General features: G+C 50.3%; 17 protein-coding genes. 13 read left to right on the top strand and 4 right to left on the bottom strand.

The features are described 5' to 3' along the window. Positions 1 to 5 precede the first annotated feature (5 nt). The 3 genes from PQQ36_RS06125 to PQQ36_RS06135 form a co-directional block, all read right to left on the bottom strand. Entirely contained in the window at positions 6 to 665 is a 660-nt protein-coding gene (locus PQQ36_RS06125; protein WP_273660574.1) for a thermostable hemolysin, read from the bottom strand. Between the two features lie 143 nt (positions 666 to 808). Further along, positions 809 to 1900: a GGDEF domain-containing protein gene (locus PQQ36_RS06130; protein ID WP_011082167.1), complete on the bottom strand. Its 1092-nt coding sequence runs from the start codon at positions 1898 to 1900 to the stop codon at positions 809 to 811. Between the two features lie 14 nt (positions 1901 to 1914). Beyond that, positions 1915 to 2376 carry a molybdopterin-dependent oxidoreductase gene (locus PQQ36_RS06135; protein WP_060533133.1) on the bottom strand — a complete coding sequence of 154 codons (462 nt, stop codon included), beginning with the start codon at positions 2374 to 2376 and terminating at the stop codon, positions 1915 to 1917. Positions 2377 to 2905: 529 nt separating this feature from the next. Between PQQ36_RS06135 and PQQ36_RS06140 the strand changes: the two genes are divergently transcribed. The 8 genes from PQQ36_RS06140 (at position 2906) to PQQ36_RS06175 (ending at position 12418) form a co-directional block, all read left to right on the top strand. Then, positions 2906 to 4186 (top strand): carbohydrate porin, encoded by a 1281-nt coding sequence (locus PQQ36_RS06140; protein ID WP_165386726.1) that lies wholly within the window; start codon positions 2906 to 2908, stop codon positions 4184 to 4186. A 333-nt stretch (positions 4187 to 4519) separates the two neighbouring features. Further along, positions 4520 to 5524: a LacI family DNA-binding transcriptional regulator gene (locus PQQ36_RS06145; protein ID WP_040110424.1), complete on the top strand. Its 1005-nt coding sequence runs from the start codon at positions 4520 to 4522 to the stop codon at positions 5522 to 5524. 20 nt (positions 5525 to 5544) lie between these two features. Further along, complete coding sequence (locus PQQ36_RS06150; protein WP_045618956.1) at positions 5545 to 6789, top strand: extracellular solute-binding protein; 1245 nt, start codon at positions 5545 to 5547, stop codon at positions 6787 to 6789. 89 nt (positions 6790 to 6878) lie between these two features. Then, positions 6879 to 7868 (top strand): carbohydrate ABC transporter permease, encoded by a 990-nt coding sequence (locus tag PQQ36_RS06155; protein WP_038939207.1) that lies wholly within the window; start codon positions 6879 to 6881, stop codon positions 7866 to 7868. A gap of 1 nt (position 7869) precedes the next feature. Then, positions 7870 to 8751 carry a carbohydrate ABC transporter permease gene (locus tag PQQ36_RS06160; RefSeq protein WP_011082173.1) on the top strand — a complete coding sequence of 294 codons (882 nt, stop codon included), beginning with the start codon at positions 7870 to 7872 and terminating at the stop codon, positions 8749 to 8751. Between the two features lie 31 nt (positions 8752 to 8782). After that, positions 8783 to 10132, top strand: coding sequence for a GH1 family beta-glucosidase (locus PQQ36_RS06165; protein ID WP_015727411.1), 1350 nt, complete (start codon positions 8783 to 8785; stop codon positions 10130 to 10132). After that, the gene (locus PQQ36_RS06170; protein WP_040110429.1) at positions 10132 to 11229 is read left to right on the top strand and encodes an ABC transporter ATP-binding protein; all 1098 of its coding nucleotides are present in this window, start codon (positions 10132 to 10134) and stop codon (positions 11227 to 11229) included. Before PQQ36_RS06165 ends, PQQ36_RS06170 begins: the two co-directional genes overlap by 1 nt. Positions 11230 to 11395: 166 nt before the next feature. Then, on the top strand, positions 11396 to 12418 hold the full coding sequence (locus tag PQQ36_RS06175; RefSeq protein ID WP_015727413.1) for a LacI family DNA-binding transcriptional regulator: 1023 nt from the start codon (positions 11396 to 11398) through the stop codon (positions 12416 to 12418). Positions 12419 to 12435: 17 nt separating this feature from the next. On the opposite strand, the gene PQQ36_RS06180 is transcribed toward PQQ36_RS06175, so the two are convergent. Beyond that, complete coding sequence (locus PQQ36_RS06180; RefSeq protein WP_273660576.1) at positions 12436 to 13269, bottom strand: transporter substrate-binding domain-containing protein; 834 nt, start codon at positions 13267 to 13269, stop codon at positions 12436 to 12438. A 423-nt stretch (positions 13270 to 13692) separates the two neighbouring features. On the opposite strand from PQQ36_RS06180, the gene PQQ36_RS06185 reads away from it, so the two are divergent. From PQQ36_RS06185 to PQQ36_RS06205, 5 genes are all read left to right on the top strand, one after another. After that, on the top strand, positions 13693 to 15330 hold the full coding sequence (locus tag PQQ36_RS06185) for an ABC transporter substrate-binding protein (protein WP_015727416.1): 1638 nt from the start codon (positions 13693 to 13695) through the stop codon (positions 15328 to 15330). A gap of 67 nt (positions 15331 to 15397) precedes the next feature. Further along, a complete protein-coding gene (locus PQQ36_RS06190) occupies positions 15398 to 16372 on the top strand; it encodes an ABC transporter permease (RefSeq protein ID WP_011082179.1) in 975 nt (324 codons plus the stop codon). 8 nt (positions 16373 to 16380) lie between these two features. Beyond that, positions 16381 to 17373, top strand: coding sequence for an ABC transporter permease (locus PQQ36_RS06195; RefSeq protein WP_015727417.1), 993 nt, complete (start codon positions 16381 to 16383; stop codon positions 17371 to 17373). Further along, the gene (locus tag PQQ36_RS06200) at positions 17370 to 18323 is read left to right on the top strand and encodes an ABC transporter ATP-binding protein (RefSeq protein ID WP_015727418.1); all 954 of its coding nucleotides are present in this window, start codon (positions 17370 to 17372) and stop codon (positions 18321 to 18323) included. The genes PQQ36_RS06195 and PQQ36_RS06200 overlap by 4 nt, the downstream gene beginning before the upstream one ends. 11 nt (positions 18324 to 18334) lie before the next feature. Further along, entirely contained in the window at positions 18335 to 19321 is a 987-nt protein-coding gene (locus PQQ36_RS06205) for an ABC transporter ATP-binding protein (protein WP_015727419.1), read from the top strand. Positions 19322 to 19374 lie beyond the last annotated feature (53 nt).

Genomic DNA, 19374 nt, shown 5'->3' on the forward strand with positions numbered 1-19374 from the left:
TCCTCCTAGGCGTGGCGCTGCGAGCGTTGAAAGAGGGCATGTAAGCGGTCTAGTCCTTTTCTCAGGTTTCCGGCCAGAATGCGCGGCTGGTGCTCGTAGTAGCTGCCCCAACTTTCTGCATTGGCGAGGCAGTTTGGATCAGCGCGAGCAATCTCTTGTGGCTCTAAGCCCATGCGAGTCATCAACGCATGCAGTGGGTCGGTAGCTGTAAAAATGCACCATTCGAAATCCATGGAAACCAACATCTCGGCCATCAAGTAAAAATGGATGGGAGAGGTGCCTTTGGTGAATGAGGCCAAGTGGCCAAACTCAATTAAGTTGGCACGTTGGATGTCTGAGGCAAAACGTTGGGACAGCACATGTTCGGCGGGCTGATCTAAGTACTGCTCAAGAAATAGAGGCTCGTCTGCCGCAATACGAAATCCACATAGAGAAAGCAGATGGCCTTGATGCGCCAACACCAAGTAAGCAGGCATGAACTGGTGCAAATGGGCGGAAAAGGCCAGCTCATAACGCTGTTGGACATACTCAATTGCCGTCTCCCACATGGGATGTTGTGGATAGACAATCTCTAAGCTCACTTCTTGTAACTGAGCCGTACCCAGCTTTGACCCTGCAGGCTGTTGTGATGGTTGTGCGGTCGAGAGTGATGGATTCCGTTTCATAATGCGCCCCTTAACTCGTTGGTTACTGACAAGGTAAGAGGCGAAACTTAAGAAACCCTTAAGAGCGCGATATTTCTTTGCGGAGGAATTTTATTAAGGAAAGGATGGCAGCGTCGAGTGACCTGGACGCTACCAAATAAGCGCTAGCGGGAAAACTTCATGCGGTACATGCGTTTGTCGGCAAGATTGATGAGCGCATCCACGTTTTCGGAATCATCTGGAAAACAGGCTCGACCTAAACTGGTGGAAAGCTTAGCTGGGCCTTGTTCGAGCACAATCGGTGGTACAAACAGTTGATGAATCGCCTGATTGAGCACCTGAGGTTCGTCATTGGTGATGTGTTTGCACAACACGGCAAATTCATCGCCCCCCATGCGGCACACTCGCACTGAGGCGTTTTCCAGTTTTTTCAATCGCAGCGCCACTTCTTGCAATGCGGCATCACCCGCTTGATGGCCAAGATTATCGTTGATGGCCTTGAAGCCGTTGAGATCCAATAGGTAGATCGAAAAATGTTCTTTGTCCTGAATGTACTTATCCATGTGCAAAAACATACCGATGCGGTTCGGTAACTGAGTCAGCGGATCGGTTAACGACATCTTCTTGTGAAAACGGGCTTCTTTGTAGAAGAAATAAGCCATGATGCCCGCACACAAGACAAAAATGCCCAACAGCACAAACTGAGCTTGGAAGAGCAATTGTGCACGCGTCTGCTGTTCTTTATACAAAGGGCTGGCAACGCGGAAGTTGCGCGTCACATAGTCGATCATAGACAGGTAAAGGCGACTGGTTTCGCGGTAAAACAGGTTTGCGGCTTTGTCATCACCGTTTAATGCTTGTTGCAGTGGCTGCTCTAACGTTTGGAATTGATGAAACAGATCGACGAAGAAGCTTTTTACTTCGGTTCGCGAGAGAAAGGTGTCGCTTTCTCGACTGTTGATCAACAGATCAAAACGGCTCCAAGTCAGCTCATATTTCAGTTCGACGCGCTTGAGATCGTAGCTGCTGTCTTCGGCGCGACTCGATTCACTCACCAATTCAGAGAGCTCTTTAGACAGGTGGAACAAGAACCAAGTGGCTTGATTTTGTGAGTCTGAGTAAGAGCGTGCCAAGGTTCTTGTTTCCTGCAGCAGGGCAAGATTGGCGATCAACAAGCAGACAGTCACTGCCAGTAAAGTCAGTTTTGCTGAAGTTGAAAAAGGCCCTTTATAAAGATTTAAGTTTGTTTTTTGCATTATTCGTTTTCACATCACTTCGCGATATGTATTTGTTTTAACTGCCAAACCATCTGGGAATGATAGTGTTCATTATTCAGTTCTTTTGGAAACGAAGATTGCGGATAGATGAGCCAAAAAGGACCTTTATCTCTCACTCGCATGGGTTTGCCGTCTTGCCAGTAAGCAACGATGGGCTGATATTTTTCGATATCAGAGAGATCGATGTCGGCGGCGTAGTCGTTTAAGGCACGCAGAGTGACGCGGTTCGGAATAAAGCCATATTGTTGCGATAAAAGGGTGCTGAGCTTGACTCCGGTAAAGGTGGCTGGCGCGCTAAGCCAAGGAAGCATGGTGGTGTATTGCGTGGCTTCCATTTGCTCTAAATCCTGAACGGTTAACACAACCGTTGGGGCATGGGGGATATCCATTTGTAAATTATAGCTGTACACCTGAGGTGCAATGAGTAAGCCCCAAACAAGAGCAAGATACTTCATTTCCTGTGACCTGATTGTTATTGATTATGCAGTCATTATAGCCTCGGTATGCTGTTTTTATAATCTCACGCTGGTGGTTATTTGTTCTCTTAGCGGCTCAAATGTCATGTAATTCTAATGTAATTATTCCTAATAATAAGACGGAAATCAGTCTGTAAGCTTATGATATTGAGTGTGTTTATGAATTCTGAGTGAAACGATAATGTTGAGCTCGGTATACGATAACCACGCAATCATGAAAACTTTCACTGTGATGAATATTTCACGCGGCGTGAGCTTCTCAAACAACAAATGGTGGCATGAAATCGTGATGACATTGGCTAATCGCTATGAAATGAAACCGATTTCAAATGTTCTCTTCGGCTTGCACGTTTCTCTATCTTTCTGATCTCACAACACAATCTGTTTGTACGCTTGCCAGGCCCAGTTTCATGGCGCATCGAGCCAGATCAGCCTGTGAAGCGGGGCGACATTTTCAAACCTTTCATTCCCTACTATGGCAACCAATAACCATAAACAGGGAACGCTCATGAAAACCTTACAACTTTTACCTCTTGCTCTTGCGGTGGCCTCTTCGCTTGCTTCTGTCTCTGCCTTTGCAACCTCGGAATCTGACCTTGATGCGTTAGAAAAACGCATTCAAGAGCTCGAAGCCAAACTGGAAACCGCTTACGTCTACGATCAACAACCTGCGGTGCTCACGCCAGACACCGAAGTGCCGCTGGGCATTGTGTTTTCCGGCTACGCACGTTACGGCGCGCACTATGCGGCAGGGGACAACCGCTACGTGCAAGTGGGCAGCAGCGGCGCGGCGGTGGGCCGTTTGGGTAATGAAGCAAACGGTGGCGAGTTTCAGCTTGCGAAAGCCTTTAAGACCGACGGCGGTGCGATTTGGGACATCGTCTTCATGATGGATCAATGGGGCATTGATCAATGGAGCTCACCGGGTGGTTTGAATTTGAAAAAAGCCTACGCGGGTGCCACTAATCTGTTTGAAAGCCAGCCTGAGCTTTATGTGTGGGCGGGGCGTGATTTCCATCAGCGTCCGCAACAAGGGCTAAATGACTACTTTTGGATGAGCCACGATGGCCAAGGTGGCGGCTTCAAAAACCTTAACTTGGGCGGTGCGAAGTTTGACTTTGGCTTTGTCGGCCAAGTGGATAACGGGGATGGCGGCGCGCTGGGCAATGACACCGGCATCTATGCCTTAACCTCTCGATTGCACGCGATGGATTTGGGCGCGGCGACGCTCGATCTCTACGCCAACTATGGTTTTGCCTCCGATGAAGCGGAGGCAGCAAAACAAGGAGAAACCGCTTGGCAAGTGGGCGCGGTGGTGGATTTTGGTGGCGGCAATAAGCTGACGATGAAATACGCGGATGGCGCGGATAACTCGGCGTTTGATTTAGCGGGCGATCAACAAGTGACTTACCTCAGCTGGGAAGGCAGCTTTAACCCGTCACAGCCACTGTATATCGACTACTTGGCCTCTTTCAAAAACATCTCGGGTAAAGATGTGGATGAGAAAAATGAATACTCGGCGATCGTGCGGCCCATGTACAACTGGAGCGATGTTCATTCCACTTGGTTAGAAGCGGGCTACGCGCTGGAAGATTTTGACAACGGCGATGAAAAATCGGGTTGGAAAGTCACGCTTTCACAAAATATCTCGATGGGTGGATTGCCTTGGAGCCGTCCGATGTTGCGCTTTTACGCCACGGTGGGTGATGTAGACAGCACCGTTTCGGGTGTGGATCAAGCCAAGCAAGATACGTTGAGCGTGGGCGCAATGTGGGAAGCGTGGTGGTAACACCTTGACGCGCATGGCTGAAGGGTCGCCTTTGGCCATGCTTTTCGCTCTAGCCTATTTTCTCTCTTAATAGTGAACTCCCCATTAGTCGATTCGCCTAAAAGATGAACGCCAGTGGTGATGCTTTGCTGTGAACAGCCGCCATGAATGTCGCCCATGAAACAGTTTCATGAGCGCTAAATAAAGTGAGTTGGCCTTCATTATTTAAGCATTTACTCATTTTAACCCCCACTTGGCTGTGATCTTGATCGCGCGTCTCTAGCGGAGAATAGGAAATACTTAGCGGCATGAAAGCGGTTTCGAAAACAAGGCGCAAACGTAAGGAGTAAAAGAGTGGCAACGATTAAAGATGTATCGGAATACGCAGGCGTGTCTCAAGCAACCGTTTCTCGGGTTGTGAATGGCTCTTGCCGCGTTAGCCACGATAAAAAACTCCGCGTTGAAAAAGCGATCCAAGTGTTGGGCTATCGGCCAAACGCCATCGCTCAAGCGCTTGCTTCTAGCCGCACTGGCAGTATAGGTATCATCGTGCCCGAGCTGGGTGGGCCGTTTTATTCCGGCATTTTGCACTGCATTGAAGAACAGTTTCGCCGTTTTGGTTACCACGTGATTGTCACCGCCGGTCACAACAGTGAGCAGAGCCAACGAGAATCGGTGGAATTTCTTCTCGGCAGACGAGTGGACGCAATGATCCTCCACACGCAAAACCTGTCGGATGACTATTTAATTGAGTTGGAAAGCAAAGGCATTCCACTGGTGCTGGTGAATCGTTTTATACCCGAGCTTGCCAGCAGCTGTATTGACATTGATAACGAGCTGGGTGGACGGCTGGCAACGGAATATCTGTTGCAACGTGGCCACCACAGCATCGCCTGTATTACCGGACCTCTGGACAAATCTGACGCACGGGGGCGTTTACAAGGTTACCGCAAAGCTTTAGAGGCGGCGGGCATCGAGTATGACGAGGCGTTGGTGTCCGAGGCCGGTTTTACCGAAGAGAGTGGCGCAAGTGCCATGCGAAAATTACTCAATCGCGGACACACTTTTTCTGCGGTATTCGCGTGTAACGATCACATGGCGTTTGGTGCTTTCGAGGTAATGAAAGAGCAACGAATTCGAATTCCCGAAGACGTTTCTCTGGTGGGGTTTGATGACATTTTGTTTGCGCGCTACTTAACTCCCGCGCTGACCACCGTCAATTTCCCCATTGAGCAAATGAGTCTGGAGGCAGTACAGCTCACTTTGCAAATATTGAATAAAAACAAACGTGACGTGAATTTTCGTCTATCGCCGACCTTGGTGATCCGAGAGTCCGTTAACGTGAGTTCGACCCTATAAAAACCATTAAGGACAATACCATGAAACTGACATCATTGACGCTTGCTTGCAGTGTGGCTCTGGGACTCGCCGCCACGGTGAATGCCGCAGAACAGAAAATCCGCTTCGATGGCTTTCCCGATTTTGACAGCAGCTTAAAAGTGCTGTTGCCGGAATTTGAACAAGAAACGGGCATCAAAGTGGATTATTTGATGAACAACCACGGCGATCACCACACCAAGTTGACCACCAACCTCGCCACAGGCTCAGGCGCAGGGGATGTGATTGTCGTTGATGTTGAGAAGATTGGTCCGTTTGTCGCCTCGGGTGGTTTGGTTAACCTTTCGCAGCAATATGGCGCCGATAAATATCAAGAACGTTTTGCACCGTACGCTTGGGCACAAGGCAAAGGGGCGGATGGAAACATGTACGGTATTCCTGTCGACCTTGGCCCTGGGGTGATGTACTACCGCAGCGACATTTTTGCCAAAGCGGGCATTGATGTGAAAGAGGCGATCAAAGATTGGGATTCGTATATCGCGGCGGGTGAAAAACTCAAGCAGCAAAACGTGCAGTTGATTGCGTCTGCGGCGGACGTGGCGCAAGCGATCATCTTCACCACCGTACCGGAAGGAGAAGGGCTCTACTTCGATAAAGAGGGCAACCCAGTCGTCACCTCAGAACGCTTTGTTCACGCCTTTGAAGTGGCGAAAACCATTCGCGACAAAGGGTTAGATGGCCGCATTTTGGCGTGGTCAAACGAATGGTATGAAGGCTTCCGTAACGGCACCTTTGCTACCCAACTTTCTGGCGCGTGGCTATTGGGCCATCTCAATAACTGGATTGCGCCAGAAACCGCCGGAAAATGGGGCGTCTCTCACCTGCCTGATGGTATTTACGGCAGTTGGGGCGGTTCGTTCCTCTCGATTCCGACCCAATCGAAACATCAGGATGAAGCGTGGAAGCTGATCGAGTTCATGACGACGCGTCGTGATATTCAGTTGCAGCATTTCGCCACCATTGCGGCGTTCCCGGCCAACACCACCACTTATGATGACCCTATGTTCCAAGAAGAGATCGCCTTCTTAGGCGGCCAGCAAGCGCGCTTGTTGTTTGCCGATGTGGCGAAAAACATCAAACCGGTTGCGCCAGCTAAAGGCGATCACGTCGCACGGTCTATCATTTTAGAAAACGCCTTGATGGAAGTGTTGGATGAAGGCAAAGACATCAAAACCGCGCTCAAAGAAGCGGAACGTCTGATTAAGCGCCGCACGCGCAATATGTAATCTTGCCGATGGCTTCAATGACGAAGCCATCAAGGCATCCAGTAGAGCAGGGAAGGGGCATGCTCCTTCCCGAGCAAGAGGTCGTGACTATGAATCATGCAGCGAGCAAGGTTATGGAAACATCACAGCGTAAGAGTTTTTTTTCTCGTCTCAATTTGAAAGCGCTTACACCGTATGGATTTTTGCTGCCGTTTTTGATTATTTTTTCTGTGTTCGGGGTCTTCCCGTTACTGTTTTCTATTTTTCTCTCCTTTCACGAGTGGAACCCCGTGGAAGGGTTGGGAGCGATGAACTATGTGGGGCTTGAGAATTACCACATCGCCTTAACCGACCCTTGGTTGTGGCGTTCACTCAAAAATACCTTGTGGCTGGCCATTACCTCCGGCGTGGCGCAACACCTTGTGGCGTTACCTGTGGCTTACATCTTGGTGTCGATGAGTGATCGCCTGCGTCATTGGCTGACATCGGCTTATTTTTTGCCGTTCATCACCTCAACCGTTGCCGCATCGCTGATCTTCTTCAACATGTATTCGCCCAATTCGGGGATCATCAACCAAAGCTTGATGGCATTGGCAGACAGTTCACTGCTGGGTTGGGCCTTCTCTTGGGTGAATGACTATCAGCCGATTCGCTGGCTTGATGACGCCAGTATGGTCAAACCGTCCATCGCCATTATGGTGTTTTGGAAATACACCGGTTTCAATATCGTGCTCTACACCACCGGCCTCATGACCATTCCGAAAGAGATTTTGGAAGCGGCGCGCATGGATGGTGCCAACGCGTGGCGACGTTTCTGGAGCATTTCTTTGCCAATGATTCGCCCGTTTATTTTCTTCGCCGTCACCATGACCATCATCGGCAACTTGCAGCTGTTTGAAGAGCCGTTTGTGCTGACGCGCGGCACCGGTGGCACGGGGCAGTCTGGCTTAACTATCTCGATGTATTTGTACAAAGTGGGTTGGGAATGGCTTGAAATGGGCACGGCGTCTGCGATTTCGTGGCTACTGTTTATTTTGATTGCGGGCTGTACCGCAGTGCAATTTTTCTTCTTTGGTAAGAAAGGGTTAGGGGAGCAATAAGATGTCGACCAAACACAACGCATTATTGCCGTGGAAACCGAGTGAGCAAGCCTTGGCACTGCTGACAAAAAGCCTGATGGTATTGCTGGCGGTGGTGCTGATTGTCTCCGCCATCATGACGGTGTTTCCGTTCTTGTGGTCGGCGCTGCTGTCCACGCGAGATCGCACCGAAATCTTTGGTACGGGGATCAGCTTTGCCATTGGCGATAGCTTGGCGGTGAACTACGCCAAACTGTTGGAAATCATGCCGTTTTGGCAGGCGATGTTTAACTCAATTTACATTGCCTTCCTTGGCACCACCATCTCACTGCTGTTTTGCAGCATGGGTGGCTACGCTTTTGCCGTTTACCAATTTAAAGGTAAGAATTTTCTCTTTGGCATGCTGGTGGGTTCAATGATGATCCCGCCCGTATTGAGCCTCATTCCCTACTTTATGATCGTCAAATTCCTCGGTTTGCTCGATAACCACATGGCGGTGTGGCTGCCCTTTACCACCACGCCATTCGGGATTTTCTTGATGCGTCAGCACGTGGTGGCCTCGATTCCCAAAGAGCTACTCGAAGCGGCGAAACTCGATGGCGCAGGGGAATTTCGCACCTACTGGAGCGTGGTGCTACCACTGATGAAACCCGCACTGGCGACCTTAGCGATTGTGCAGTTTGTCTTTTTCTGGAACAGCTTCATGAACCCGCTGGTGGTGCTGACCACGCCAGAGAACTACGTGATTACCCAAGCGCTGCGAAGCGTACAAGGCATTCCTAATACGCCTTGGGGGGCGGTGATGCTGGGCACCACCATCTCCATTTTACCGTTAGTGATTACTTACTTATTTGCCTCGAAACAGATGATCAGCGGCCTCACCTCCGGCGCAGTCAAAGGCTAAGTGAAACAAAAAATAATATAGGTTTAGAACCATGAATAAATACCAATTACCCCAAGATTCTCAATTGCGTCAGGCGGATTTTCTGTTTGGTGTCGCCACCTCGTCTTATCAAATCGAGGGCGGCGCACAACTGGGTGGCCGTACCCCTTCGATTTGGGATACCTTCTGCAACCAACCCGGCGCAGTCGACAACATGGACAATGGTGATGTGGCATGTGACCACTTCCATTTGTGGCAACAAGACATCGAACTGATCCAAGGTTTAGGCGTGGATGCCTATCGCCTTTCCATGGCGTGGCCACGCATCTTGCCGAAAGATGGCCAAGTTAACCAACAAGGGCTTGAGTTTTATGAGCGCATTATTGATGAATGCCACGCGCGCGGCTTAAAAGTGTTTGTCACGCTCTATCACTGGGATTTGCCGCAATACTTGGAAGACAAAGGTGGTTGGCTCAACCGTGAAACCGCCTACAAATTTGCCGAATACGCAAAGGTAGTAAGTGGTTACTTCGGCAATAAAATCGATTCATACGCGACCTTGAACGAACCGTTCTGCTCGGCTTATTTGGGCTACCGTTGGGGCATTCATGCTCCGGGTAAGAAGGGCGAGCGTGAAGGCTTTTTGTCGGCGCACCATCTGATGTTGGCACACGGTTTAGCGATGCCAATCTTGCGCAAAAACGCGCCGCAATCGATGCACGGTTGTGTGTTCAATGCCACGCCTGCTTACCCGTATCGTGAGCAGGATGTCGCTGCGGCCGAATACAGTGATGCCGAGGGTTTCCACTGGTTTATCGACCCAGTGCTCAAAGGGGAATACCCGCAAAGCGTGTTAGAGCGCCAAGCGCACAACATGCCGATGATCTTAGACGGCGACCTCGACATCATCCGCGGCGATCTCGACTTTATCGGCATCAACTTCTACACCCGTTGCGTGGTGCGTTTTGATGCCAATGGCGAGCTGGAAAGCATGCCTCAGCCAGACGCAGAGCACACTTACATTGGCTGGGAGATTTACCCGCAAGCGCTGACCGATTTGTTGCTGCGCTTAAAACAGCGCTATCCGAACTTACCGCCAGTCTACATTACCGAAAACGGTGCGGCAGGAGAGGATGCGTGTATCAATGGCGAAGTGAATGATGAACAGCGCGTGCGCTATTTCCAAAGCCACTTATTGGCCTTGGATGAAGCCATTCGCGCCGGAGTCAATGTGCAAGGGTATTTTGCTTGGAGTTTGATGGACAACTTCGAGTGGGCCTACGGTTATAAGCAGCGCTTTGGCATTGTGCATGTGGATTACGCCACGCAAAAACGGACCTTAAAACAGAGCGCGATCGCGTATCGCAATACGTTGCTGGCGCGTGCAGAGGAGAAGCAATAATGGCACGAGTGGAATTTCGCGATATCAAAAAATCGTACGACGATGTGGAAGTGGTCAAACACTTTGATTTCACCGTCGAAGATGGTGAGTTTGTGGTGTTTTTAGGCCCCTCGGGCTGTGGAAAATCCACCACGTTGCGCATGCTCGCGGGCTTAGAAAGCATCACCTCGGGGGAGATTTACGTTGGCGACAAACTGATGAACAAGATCGACGCCAAAGATCGCGATTTGGCGATGGTGTTCCAAAGTTACGCGCTCTACCCGCACATGACGGTGTACGAAAACATCGCTTTTGCCCTCAAACTGAAAGGGATGGCAAAAGCGCAAATTGACGTTGAAGTACGCAAAGCCGCCAAAATGTTGGAGCTGGAAGCGCTGCTGGATCGCAAACCCAAAGAGCTTTCCGGTGGTCAGCGTCAGCGTGTGGCGATGGGCCGCGCTATGGTCCGTACCCCCAAAGTGTTCCTCTTCGATGAGCCGTTATCAAACTTGGATGCCAAATTGCGCGGCACCATGCGTGAAGAGATTAAACAACTGCATCGAGAGCTGAAAACCACCACCATCTATGTGACGCACGACCAAATAGAAGCGATGACACTGGCCGACCGCATTGTGATCCTTAAAGATGGCTATGTGGCGCAAGTGGGTACGCCAACGGAGGTGTTTAAACGCCCGGCCAACAAGTTTGTGGCTCAGTTTATTGGCAACCCGTCGATGAACATGCTTGAAGCCAAGTTGGTCGGTGAAGAGGGCAACTGGCACATCGCATTGGGTGACGTGACCATTCCGTTGCCAGAGCGCTTTCACGCCCATGCTTCGAAGAATCTTGCTTTGCATTTTGGCATTCGTCCGACAGACATTCATTTGCGAGCCGAGCAAGTGGCGCACGATCGCGTGTTGCCGATAGAGGTGGCGATCAAAGACAAAGAGCTGTTGGGCGCGAGCATCTTGCTCAAAACCGAAGTGGCAGGGCAGCCCTTGATGGTGGAAACCCAAGCGGCGGAAGTGGACGTGCGCCAACTGACCTTGTACCTCGACTTGGACGCCATTCATCTGTTTGATGCCTTGAGTGAGAAGTCGCTGGCGAGCTTTGGGTGATCACATCGCGTAAAGCAACGCATCAACCGTGTTGGCTCTTTAAGGGTTAACACGGTTGATTGAGCTTGTTGAATGGGGAAACTATAGTAAAGTTGTGTGGCTAACTTCCGTGAACCGTGGAGATTTAGCCGATAAAGTGACCAGTTTTGAGCTTGCTGGATAAAAAATGAAAACCCAAAAAAAGAAAAAAAGTACCCCTTCCATCTACGACGTTGCCAAGCTGGCTGATGTGTCACCGAGCACGGTTTCTCGCTTTCTCAATCGCACCACTTATGTCTCGGATGACAAGAGTGATCGTATCGAAAAAGCGATCAAATCTCTCAATTACAAACCCAACTATCTGATGAGTCGAGACAAAAATACCCGCTCGATGACCATTGGTGTGTTGGTTCAGCACCCAGAAAGTCCCTACACCAGTCGTATTCTCAACGACATGGAAAAAGTGCTGAATGCCCAAGGTTACTCCTTGGTGATTGCCACCGGGCATTGGCAGCGCAGTTTAGAAACCCACGCTTTGGAGTATCTGGCCAAAAGCCATGTGGATGGGGTCATCATTGTGACCGGCAGCTTGAGCGAAGAGCAGATTTTGGCGTACGCCGAGCGCATTCCCGTGATTGCCGTGGGCTATCAAGTTTCGGGGCCCAATGTGCGCAGTGTGAACGTCGATAATGTGCTGGCGGGTTATATGGCCACGCTCTATTTGCTTCAGCAAGGGCACGTTAACATTGCTCATATTAAAGGCTTACTCAACCAACCTGATGCCGTTGCCCGCTTTGTCGGCTATAAAAAAGCGTTGAAAGAAGCGGGAATCAAAGTGCAATCCAAACTGATCAAACAAGGGGATTTTAGTAGTGAAACGGGCTATGAAAAAACCGTCGAACTGATCCAGTCTCGTCACTACTTTTCGGCCATTTTTGCTGCCAATGATCAAACCGCTTACGGGGCAATTAAAGCCTTGCATGACCATGGTTTGCGCGTGCCTCAAGATGTGTCCGTGATTGGCTTTGATGATCTGCCCGTCTCGCAGTATTTCACACCTGCGCTCACGACCATGCGCCAACCGATAGAAGAGATTGGTGAAATCAGTGCGCGCAGCATATTAAACTTGCTCAATGGCGACCGTTCGCCACAACGCTTACCGCCGATCGAACTGGTGGTGCGTGAATCCACTCAATCTAAATTTCGTTAGCCATTCAACGCAGCAGGCTAACGTGATAAGTAGCGAGGTTGAAAGCCCTGCCAAACCGGACTGAGAGCAGGGTTCATCAGCTCAATCACTTGGCGCTGTTGCGGATTCATTTGGTTTACGCTGCGCGCGTAATGTTTCTCATACAACTGTTGTAACGTCCCTGTCTGCTCCAGTTTCTTGAGCGCAGCCGTCATCTCTTTATGGAGCGCTGGATGCTGCGGCGCCACGTAGAACACCACGGGAAGCGGGTAGTACAGCATGAGGCTAGGTTCAATGGCGAGTTTCTCACTGGCATGAGGGTGTTCCTCTAATAAGCTTTGCGCTTCATTGATGCCCAGTGGTATGAAATCGCACAACCCTTCTTGCAGCAGCAAAAACATCTGTTCCAGTGAGCCTTTTTCCAACACCTGATAGCCGTTTTGGCGCAGTAAGTCGGCATCTGCCCAAGTCGCGGGAATGCCCGCCACCATCGCTTTTAGCTGCGTTTCTGTGGCGTTGGCAAAGTTGGCGGTGTCGGTGGCTCGAACCACCAAAACCCGACAACCTAAAATACCACCACACAGAGCGTGACTCACTTCCAGAAACTGCCCAGGAGCAAATTTTTGATTGCCAGCCACGGTGGTCAGCAGATCAATTCCGGTTTCAAACACACGTCCTTCATCTTCCGCATTGGGGTAGGCGGTGGTGTCTTCGAACATCGGCCAATAAGCGGACAATGCTGGTCGTAAAGCCTGTAAAACGTCCCGTTCGTGCTGTTGACGTGTCCAAGGTTTATTGCCATTCCAAAATCGACTCATGTTGCTGCGGCGCTCCGTTGGGTTGTCTGTCTCGTTTGAGTTTTCCGCTATCATTCCATGCGCAACATCAAAAAGAAAGCGGTTTCTTTTTGGGTGGGGTGAATGTTTGATTTGCGACAAAATCAGTGCTTTTGTGGGGGATGGCCGTTAGGAGGAGAAAACGTTCCTCAGTTCACAAAATTCAATACGGCAATGAAAATATAACCAATTGATATATATGGGATTTTGTTATGTTACTTAATTGGCTTTATATCTATCCCATTGATATTTAAGTATTAAATAGATGTGTGATCTATGGTTTGTTTTATCGACTTTGAGTTGAATATCACGCTTGAAAGAGGAAAAATCCTCACAAAGAAAGCGCTTTCTTTTTCGTTTTGACACCATAGTGGTTGTTTTATGGCTGTCACCGCGGAAAATTTTTTATAACAACAAGAAAGCGCTTTCATGGGGTGTAACTAAAACAAGGACAATGTGATGCAAAAGAAAACTCTGCTCGCAACTCTCGCTGCCGGTCTTATGCTTTCTGCAACTGCTACAACAGCGGCTGAGATCAAACAGGGTGGCACGCTAACCGTGCCAATCATCAACACGGGGTTTGTTGATAACTTCAACCCGTATACCACCAAAGATCTGCTGCACGGCGTGATGTTTGAACCTCTAATGGTGTTCAACAACATGACCGGAGAAACGGATTTCCGTTTGGCAAAATCGGTCGCTTACTCGGACGATCTAAAAACCATTACTCTGACACTGCGTGATGGCTTGAAATGGTCTGATGGTTCACCGCTCACGGCAGACGACGTGGTCTACAGCTTCATGCTCACCAAAGACGCGCCAGCGTTTGACCAAAAAGGCATTTGGTCAGGCAAGAATCTCCAGACGATTACAGCCAAAGACGCCACAACGGTTGTGTTTGCGCTGAACGAAGCGGATTCGACTTTTGTTTGGAACCTAGAGCGTTACCACATTGTTCCTAAGCACATCTGGTCAAAAGTGGAAGACTTAACCACCTTTACCAACCCAAATCCAGTGGGTAGCGGCCCGATGACCGTGGTGAAATACGTTAAACCGCAACAAATGGAATTGTGCCGCAACCCGAACTACTACCTTGAAGGTCGTCCATACCTTGATTGCGTGAACTTCCGTTCTTACAACGACAACTCGCAAATTCAACCTGCGTTGATCAAAGGTGAAATCGACTGGGGTTCAAACTTCATTGCTGACGTGGAATCCACGTTTGTCGCGCAAGACAAAGCCAACAACCACTTCTGGTATCCAGCGAACGATGCGATTCACCTTTACGTCAACACCAAGAAAGCCCCATTTGATGATCTGCGTGTTCGCCAAGCGCTTTCTATGGCGCTTGACCGTGAAGCGATCGTTGATATTGCGGCGTATGGCTACCCAACGCCAAACTACAATGTTGGCGGCATTGGCGAACTATACAAAACACACATCGATCCACAAATCTCGAAAAAATACGGCTATCTCACGCAATACGACGCTGAAAAAGCGAAACAATTGCTAGAAGAAGCGGGCATTGTTGACCGTAACGGCGACGGTTTCCGCGACAACAAAGATGGCTCAACTGTGCAGTTCGATATCGAAGTCGTTAACGGCTGGACCGACTGGATTCAAGTGGTGCAGATGGTGACGGAATACTTCGAAGAAGTTGGCATCAAAGCGAACGTGAAAACCGTTGACTGGGCAGTGTATGACGCCAACTTGAAAGAGAGCAAATACACCATGTCGATCAACTGGTCGATGGTCGCCACCAACCCAATTTTGGCTTACCAAGAGTACTTCGCGACATCGCGTATCGGCAAAACATGGCACGCGGGCCACGGTGTGAACTCGCCAGAAATCGACAAGTTGATTGAAAGCTTCGGCAAAATCGGCGATGCGAAGAAGCAAGAAGCGATCATTTCACAACTGCAGGAATACACGGCGGAAAACCTACCGTTCATTCCTCTGTTCTCTAACCCAACTTGGTTCCAATACAGCACCAAGAAGATTGTTGGCTGGCCAAATGCAGAAAACCCATATGTACAGCCAGTGTGGTATGACGGCGGTAAGCGCGTGATCATCCTCAACAACCTACACCTGAAATAAGGGATTTGTGTTTTCAATTGTTAGGAGTCACCGCCACGGTGGTGGCTCCTAGGTTAAAAGGTGTGTTATGTCGTTTTTAGTTCGCCGTTTTGGCTTTTATTTTACTGCCTTCCTGATTGCGATTTCATTCAACTTTATGTTGCCGCGCTTGATGCCGGGGGATCCGGTGGATGCCCTCTTTGCCGCAGCACAAGGTCGAATGGACCCCGCTCAGATGGACGCAGTTCGTGAGATGTATGGTTTTGTCGATGGCAACCTGTTTGAACAGTATCTGGCTTACATGAAAAGCGTGTTTACGCTTGAGTTGGGCCCTTCGGTACTGATGTTCCCTGTGAGCGTGTCGGATGTGATTGCCATGGCGCTGCCATGGACCATGTTCCTTGCGCTGGGCTCTTTGATTGTGGCGCTGATCATTGGTGTCAGTATTGGTACTTACGCTTCGTATCATCGTCAGGGCCTATTTGGCCAAGTGGTGCCACCAGTGCTGGCTTTCATCAGTAACTTCCCTTATGTCGTCACCGCGCTGCTGCTGTTCTACTTCTTCGGTTTGAAGATGGAATTGCTGCCGCTGGCGTACACCTACGACCCAGCGTTAGAGCCGGGCTTTAACCTGGAATTTATTGCCAGCGTTGCGAAACACGCGGTGCTTCCAGTGGGTTCGATGGTGGTGGTTGGCATCGCGACGTGGGTATTTAACATGCGCAACGCGATGATCAACGTGTTGGGTGAAGATTACGTCACCATGGCGGAAGCGAAAGGACTCAGCAGTTTCCGCGTGATGTACCGCTATGCTGGCCGCAACGCGATTTTGCCAGTGGCAACAGCCATTGCGATGGCGATCGGTTTCTCCTTCGCTGGCTCGATCATGACGGAAGTGGTGTTCAACTACCAAGGGCTTGGCAACATTCTCTTGAAAGGGATTGTGGCGCGTGACTACCCGCTGATCCAAGCCATCTTGTTGATTCTCGTGACGGCAGTACTCACGGCGAACTTTATTGCCGATCTGCTCTACGTCTGGCTTGACCCCCGCATTTCAAATTAAGGTGTACCATGGACAAGATAATCAATACTAATAAAGCGTCCGAACCAAGTGAAATGATTGCTCGTGAGCCTCGTTTCTCGTGGAAAAAGACGAAAAAAACACTGGGTAAAATTTACGCATTTTTCTATGGCAACCCGCCCGCCATTATCGGTGGCTTGTTGCTGACTATTATTCTCTGCGGTGCGCTGTTTGCACCAGTATTGGCGACGCACAACCCAGAAAAGCGCGTTGCTCGACCGCACGTTGCGCCAAATGCAGAATACGTGCTTGGTACCACGCGCAGTGGCCGTGATGTTTACAGCCAAGTGCTGCATGGTGCGCGCAAATCACTGACAGTGGCCATCGCCGCAGGTGTGATTGCCATGAGCCTTGCAGTGATCATCGGTGTATCAGCCGGCTACTTTGGCGGCAAAATCGATGAGCGCCTTAACTTTCTGACTAACGTTTTTCTGGTCTTCCCACAATTGCCCTTACTGATTGTGCTCGCGGCTTTTCTCGGCCAGGTCGGCTCCTTAGTCATTACGGTTCTGCTCGGCATTACCTCCTGGCCTTGGGGGGCGCGCGTAATACGTTCGCAAACCATGGCGATTCGAAACAAAGAATTCATCATCTCGGCAGAAGTGATGGGTGAGTCAAAAATTCGCATCATCTTGGTCGAAATTCTGCCAAACCTCGTTTCCATCGTATTCGGTGGCTTCTTAGGCACCGTGATTTACGCCATGGGCGCGGAAGCGGGCCTAGGCATTCTTGGCTTAGGTGACGCAACCGAAGTGAGCTGGGGTTCGATGCTTTACTGGGCGCAAACCTCCTCGTCACTCTACACTGGCGCATGGTGGGAGATGCTAGTACCCGCGTCTGCACTGGCGATTACTGGTGGTGCGTTGGCGCTGATCAACATGTCCATCGACCAAGTGAGCAACCCGAAACTGCGCACTGGCCCACACATCAAACTGTGGCATCAATTGAAAAAGCAAGCCGATAAACGCCGAGGTCTACTATGAGTCAGTTACTTGAAATCAATAACTTGTGCGTAGATTACGTCTCACCGAATGGCGTGGCGCGCGCAGTGAACAACGTCAGCTTAACCATCGCACCTGGGGAAACGCTCGGACTGGCTGGCGAATCGGGCTGTGGTAAAAGTACCTTAGCTTTCGCCATCTCGCGTCTGCATAAAGCGCCGGCACTGATCTCGGAGGGGGAAATCCTCTACAAAGGGCAAGACGTGCTGAAGATGAACGATCGCCAATTGCGCGATTTTCGCTGGAACGATGTGTCGGTGGTGTTCCAGAGTGCGATGAACTCGCTCAACCCAGTGATCACCATTGGTGAGCAGCTTACGGATGTGATTTTGGCGCACCGTAAAATCCCTTACAAACAAGCTCATGAGCGTGCGGTGGAACTGCTGAAAGTGGTGGGGATTCACGGCGATCGCATGAGCAGCTTTCCGCACCAACTCAGTGGCGGTATGAGACAGCGTGTGGTGATTGCGGTTGCACTCGCACTTGAACCGAAACTGATCATCATGGACGAGCCAACCACGGCGCTGGATGTGGTGGTTGAGCGTGAAATCCTCAACGAGCTGTACGAGCTCAAGAGCAAGTTTGGCTTCTCGATTTTGTTCATCAGCCACGATTTGAGTTTGATGGGTGAAATCGCCGACCGCATCGGCGTGATGTACGCAGGCAACCTGATTGAGTTGGGCGAGGCGAAGCAAGTGTTTGGCAATCCACAGCATCCTTATACCAAAGGGCTTATCTCATCGTTCCCGACCATTCACGGGCCGAAAGAGCGCCTTTACGGTATTCCGGGCAACCCAGTGAACCTGCTCAACATCCCGACAGGGTGTAATTTCCAAGAGCGTTGCGGTGTCTGCGCGTCGGTTTGTAAGCAGCAAGACCCCCGTTTAATGCGTGCCGATAACGGCAGCCTAGTCTCGTGTCATTTGGTGTAGGGAGCGGAAACATGCAACAAGTAAACACACCTGAAGTGATTCTTTCGATCAAGAATCTGGTGAAAGATTTCCCGCTGGGCCAATCGGTCAAAAGCAATTTGATGCGCGCGGTAAACGATGTGTCGTTTGAGCTGCGCAAAGGTGAAGCGCTGGCGATTGTGGGCGAATCCGGCTCGGGCAAAAGCACAGGGGCACGTATTCTCACCCGCATCTACGAGAAAACCGCGGGGGAAGTGACGTTTAAAGGCCAGCCGTTGGCCGATTACATCAAAGAAAATGGCGAGCTGGAATACGCGCGCCAGGTGCAGATGATTTTCCAAGACCCCTTTGGTTCACTCAATCCGGTGCACACCATTTATCACCACATTGCGCGCCCGTTGCAGATCCACCAACGTGCCGATAAAGCGGCGATTCCTAAGTTAGTGTATGAACTGTTGGAACTGGTGGGTTTGTCACCGGCCAAAGAGACGGCGGAAAAATACCCGCACGAACTCAGTGGCGGCCAGCGCCAGCGCGTGGCGATTGCGCGTGCGATTGCTGTTGACCCTGAAGTGATTTTGGCCGATGAGCCCATCTCAATGCTGGATGTGTCCGTTCGCTTAGGCATTTTGAACTTGATGGCGGATCTCAAAGACAAGCACGGCATCTCATTTATGTACATCACTCACGATATCGCAACCGCACGTTACTTCGCTGAGAAGACCGCGGTGATGTACGTCGGCCACATGGTGGAGTGGGGCGACAGCGACAGCGTGACGCAAAATCCGCAGCACCCGTATTCGCAACTGCTGCTCTCGGCAGTACCAGAAGTGGGCAAGGCGGGAAAACGCGAGCTGCAGGCGAAAAAAGGTGAAATTCCACTGTGGAAGCCAAGCAGTGTCGGTTGCCCATTTGCGGCTCGCTGCCTTAAAGCCACCGAGTTGTGTACGCGTTCTCTGCCAGAGCCGACGCAAATCGCTGACAACCACTTTGCTCGTTGCCATCACCTTGCTGGGTGATGGCCAGTTAACTTTTTAAAAAAAGCGAAAAAGAAAGCGCTTTCTTTTTGTTG

This window comes from Vibrio sp. CCUG 15886 (assembly GCF_028570825.1).
GTDB classification, from domain to species: Bacteria; Pseudomonadota; Gammaproteobacteria; order Enterobacterales; family Vibrionaceae; genus Vibrio; species Vibrio vulnificus_B.

Coding starts and splice junctions, on each gene's coding strand:
- PQQ36_RS06125 (WP_273660574.1), bottom strand. CDS start 665: ATGAAACGGAATCCATCACTCTCGACCGCACAACCATCACAACAGCCT.
- PQQ36_RS06130 (WP_011082167.1), bottom strand. CDS start 1,900: ATGCAAAAAACAAACTTAAATCTTTATAAAGGGCCTTTTTCAACTTCA.
- PQQ36_RS06135 (WP_060533133.1), bottom strand. CDS start 2,376: ATGAAGTATCTTGCTCTTGTTTGGGGCTTACTCATTGCACCTCAGGTG.
- PQQ36_RS06140 (WP_165386726.1), top strand. CDS start 2,906: ATGAAAACCTTACAACTTTTACCTCTTGCTCTTGCGGTGGCCTCTTCG.
- PQQ36_RS06150 (WP_045618956.1), top strand. CDS start 5,545: ATGAAACTGACATCATTGACGCTTGCTTGCAGTGTGGCTCTGGGACTC.
- PQQ36_RS06155 (WP_038939207.1), top strand. CDS start 6,879: ATGAATCATGCAGCGAGCAAGGTTATGGAAACATCACAGCGTAAGAGT.
- PQQ36_RS06160 (WP_011082173.1), top strand. CDS start 7,870: ATGTCGACCAAACACAACGCATTATTGCCGTGGAAACCGAGTGAGCAA.
- PQQ36_RS06165 (WP_015727411.1), top strand. CDS start 8,783: ATGAATAAATACCAATTACCCCAAGATTCTCAATTGCGTCAGGCGGAT.
- PQQ36_RS06170 (WP_040110429.1), top strand. CDS start 10,132: ATGGCACGAGTGGAATTTCGCGATATCAAAAAATCGTACGACGATGTG.
- PQQ36_RS06175 (WP_015727413.1), top strand. CDS start 11,396: ATGAAAACCCAAAAAAAGAAAAAAAGTACCCCTTCCATCTACGACGTT.
- PQQ36_RS06180 (WP_273660576.1), bottom strand. CDS start 13,269: ATGATAGCGGAAAACTCAAACGAGACAGACAACCCAACGGAGCGCCGC.
- PQQ36_RS06185 (WP_015727416.1), top strand. CDS start 13,693: ATGCAAAAGAAAACTCTGCTCGCAACTCTCGCTGCCGGTCTTATGCTT.
- PQQ36_RS06190 (WP_011082179.1), top strand. CDS start 15,398: ATGTCGTTTTTAGTTCGCCGTTTTGGCTTTTATTTTACTGCCTTCCTG.
- PQQ36_RS06195 (WP_015727417.1), top strand. CDS start 16,381: ATGGACAAGATAATCAATACTAATAAAGCGTCCGAACCAAGTGAAATG.
- PQQ36_RS06200 (WP_015727418.1), top strand. CDS start 17,370: ATGAGTCAGTTACTTGAAATCAATAACTTGTGCGTAGATTACGTCTCA.
- PQQ36_RS06205 (WP_015727419.1), top strand. CDS start 18,335: ATGCAACAAGTAAACACACCTGAAGTGATTCTTTCGATCAAGAATCTG.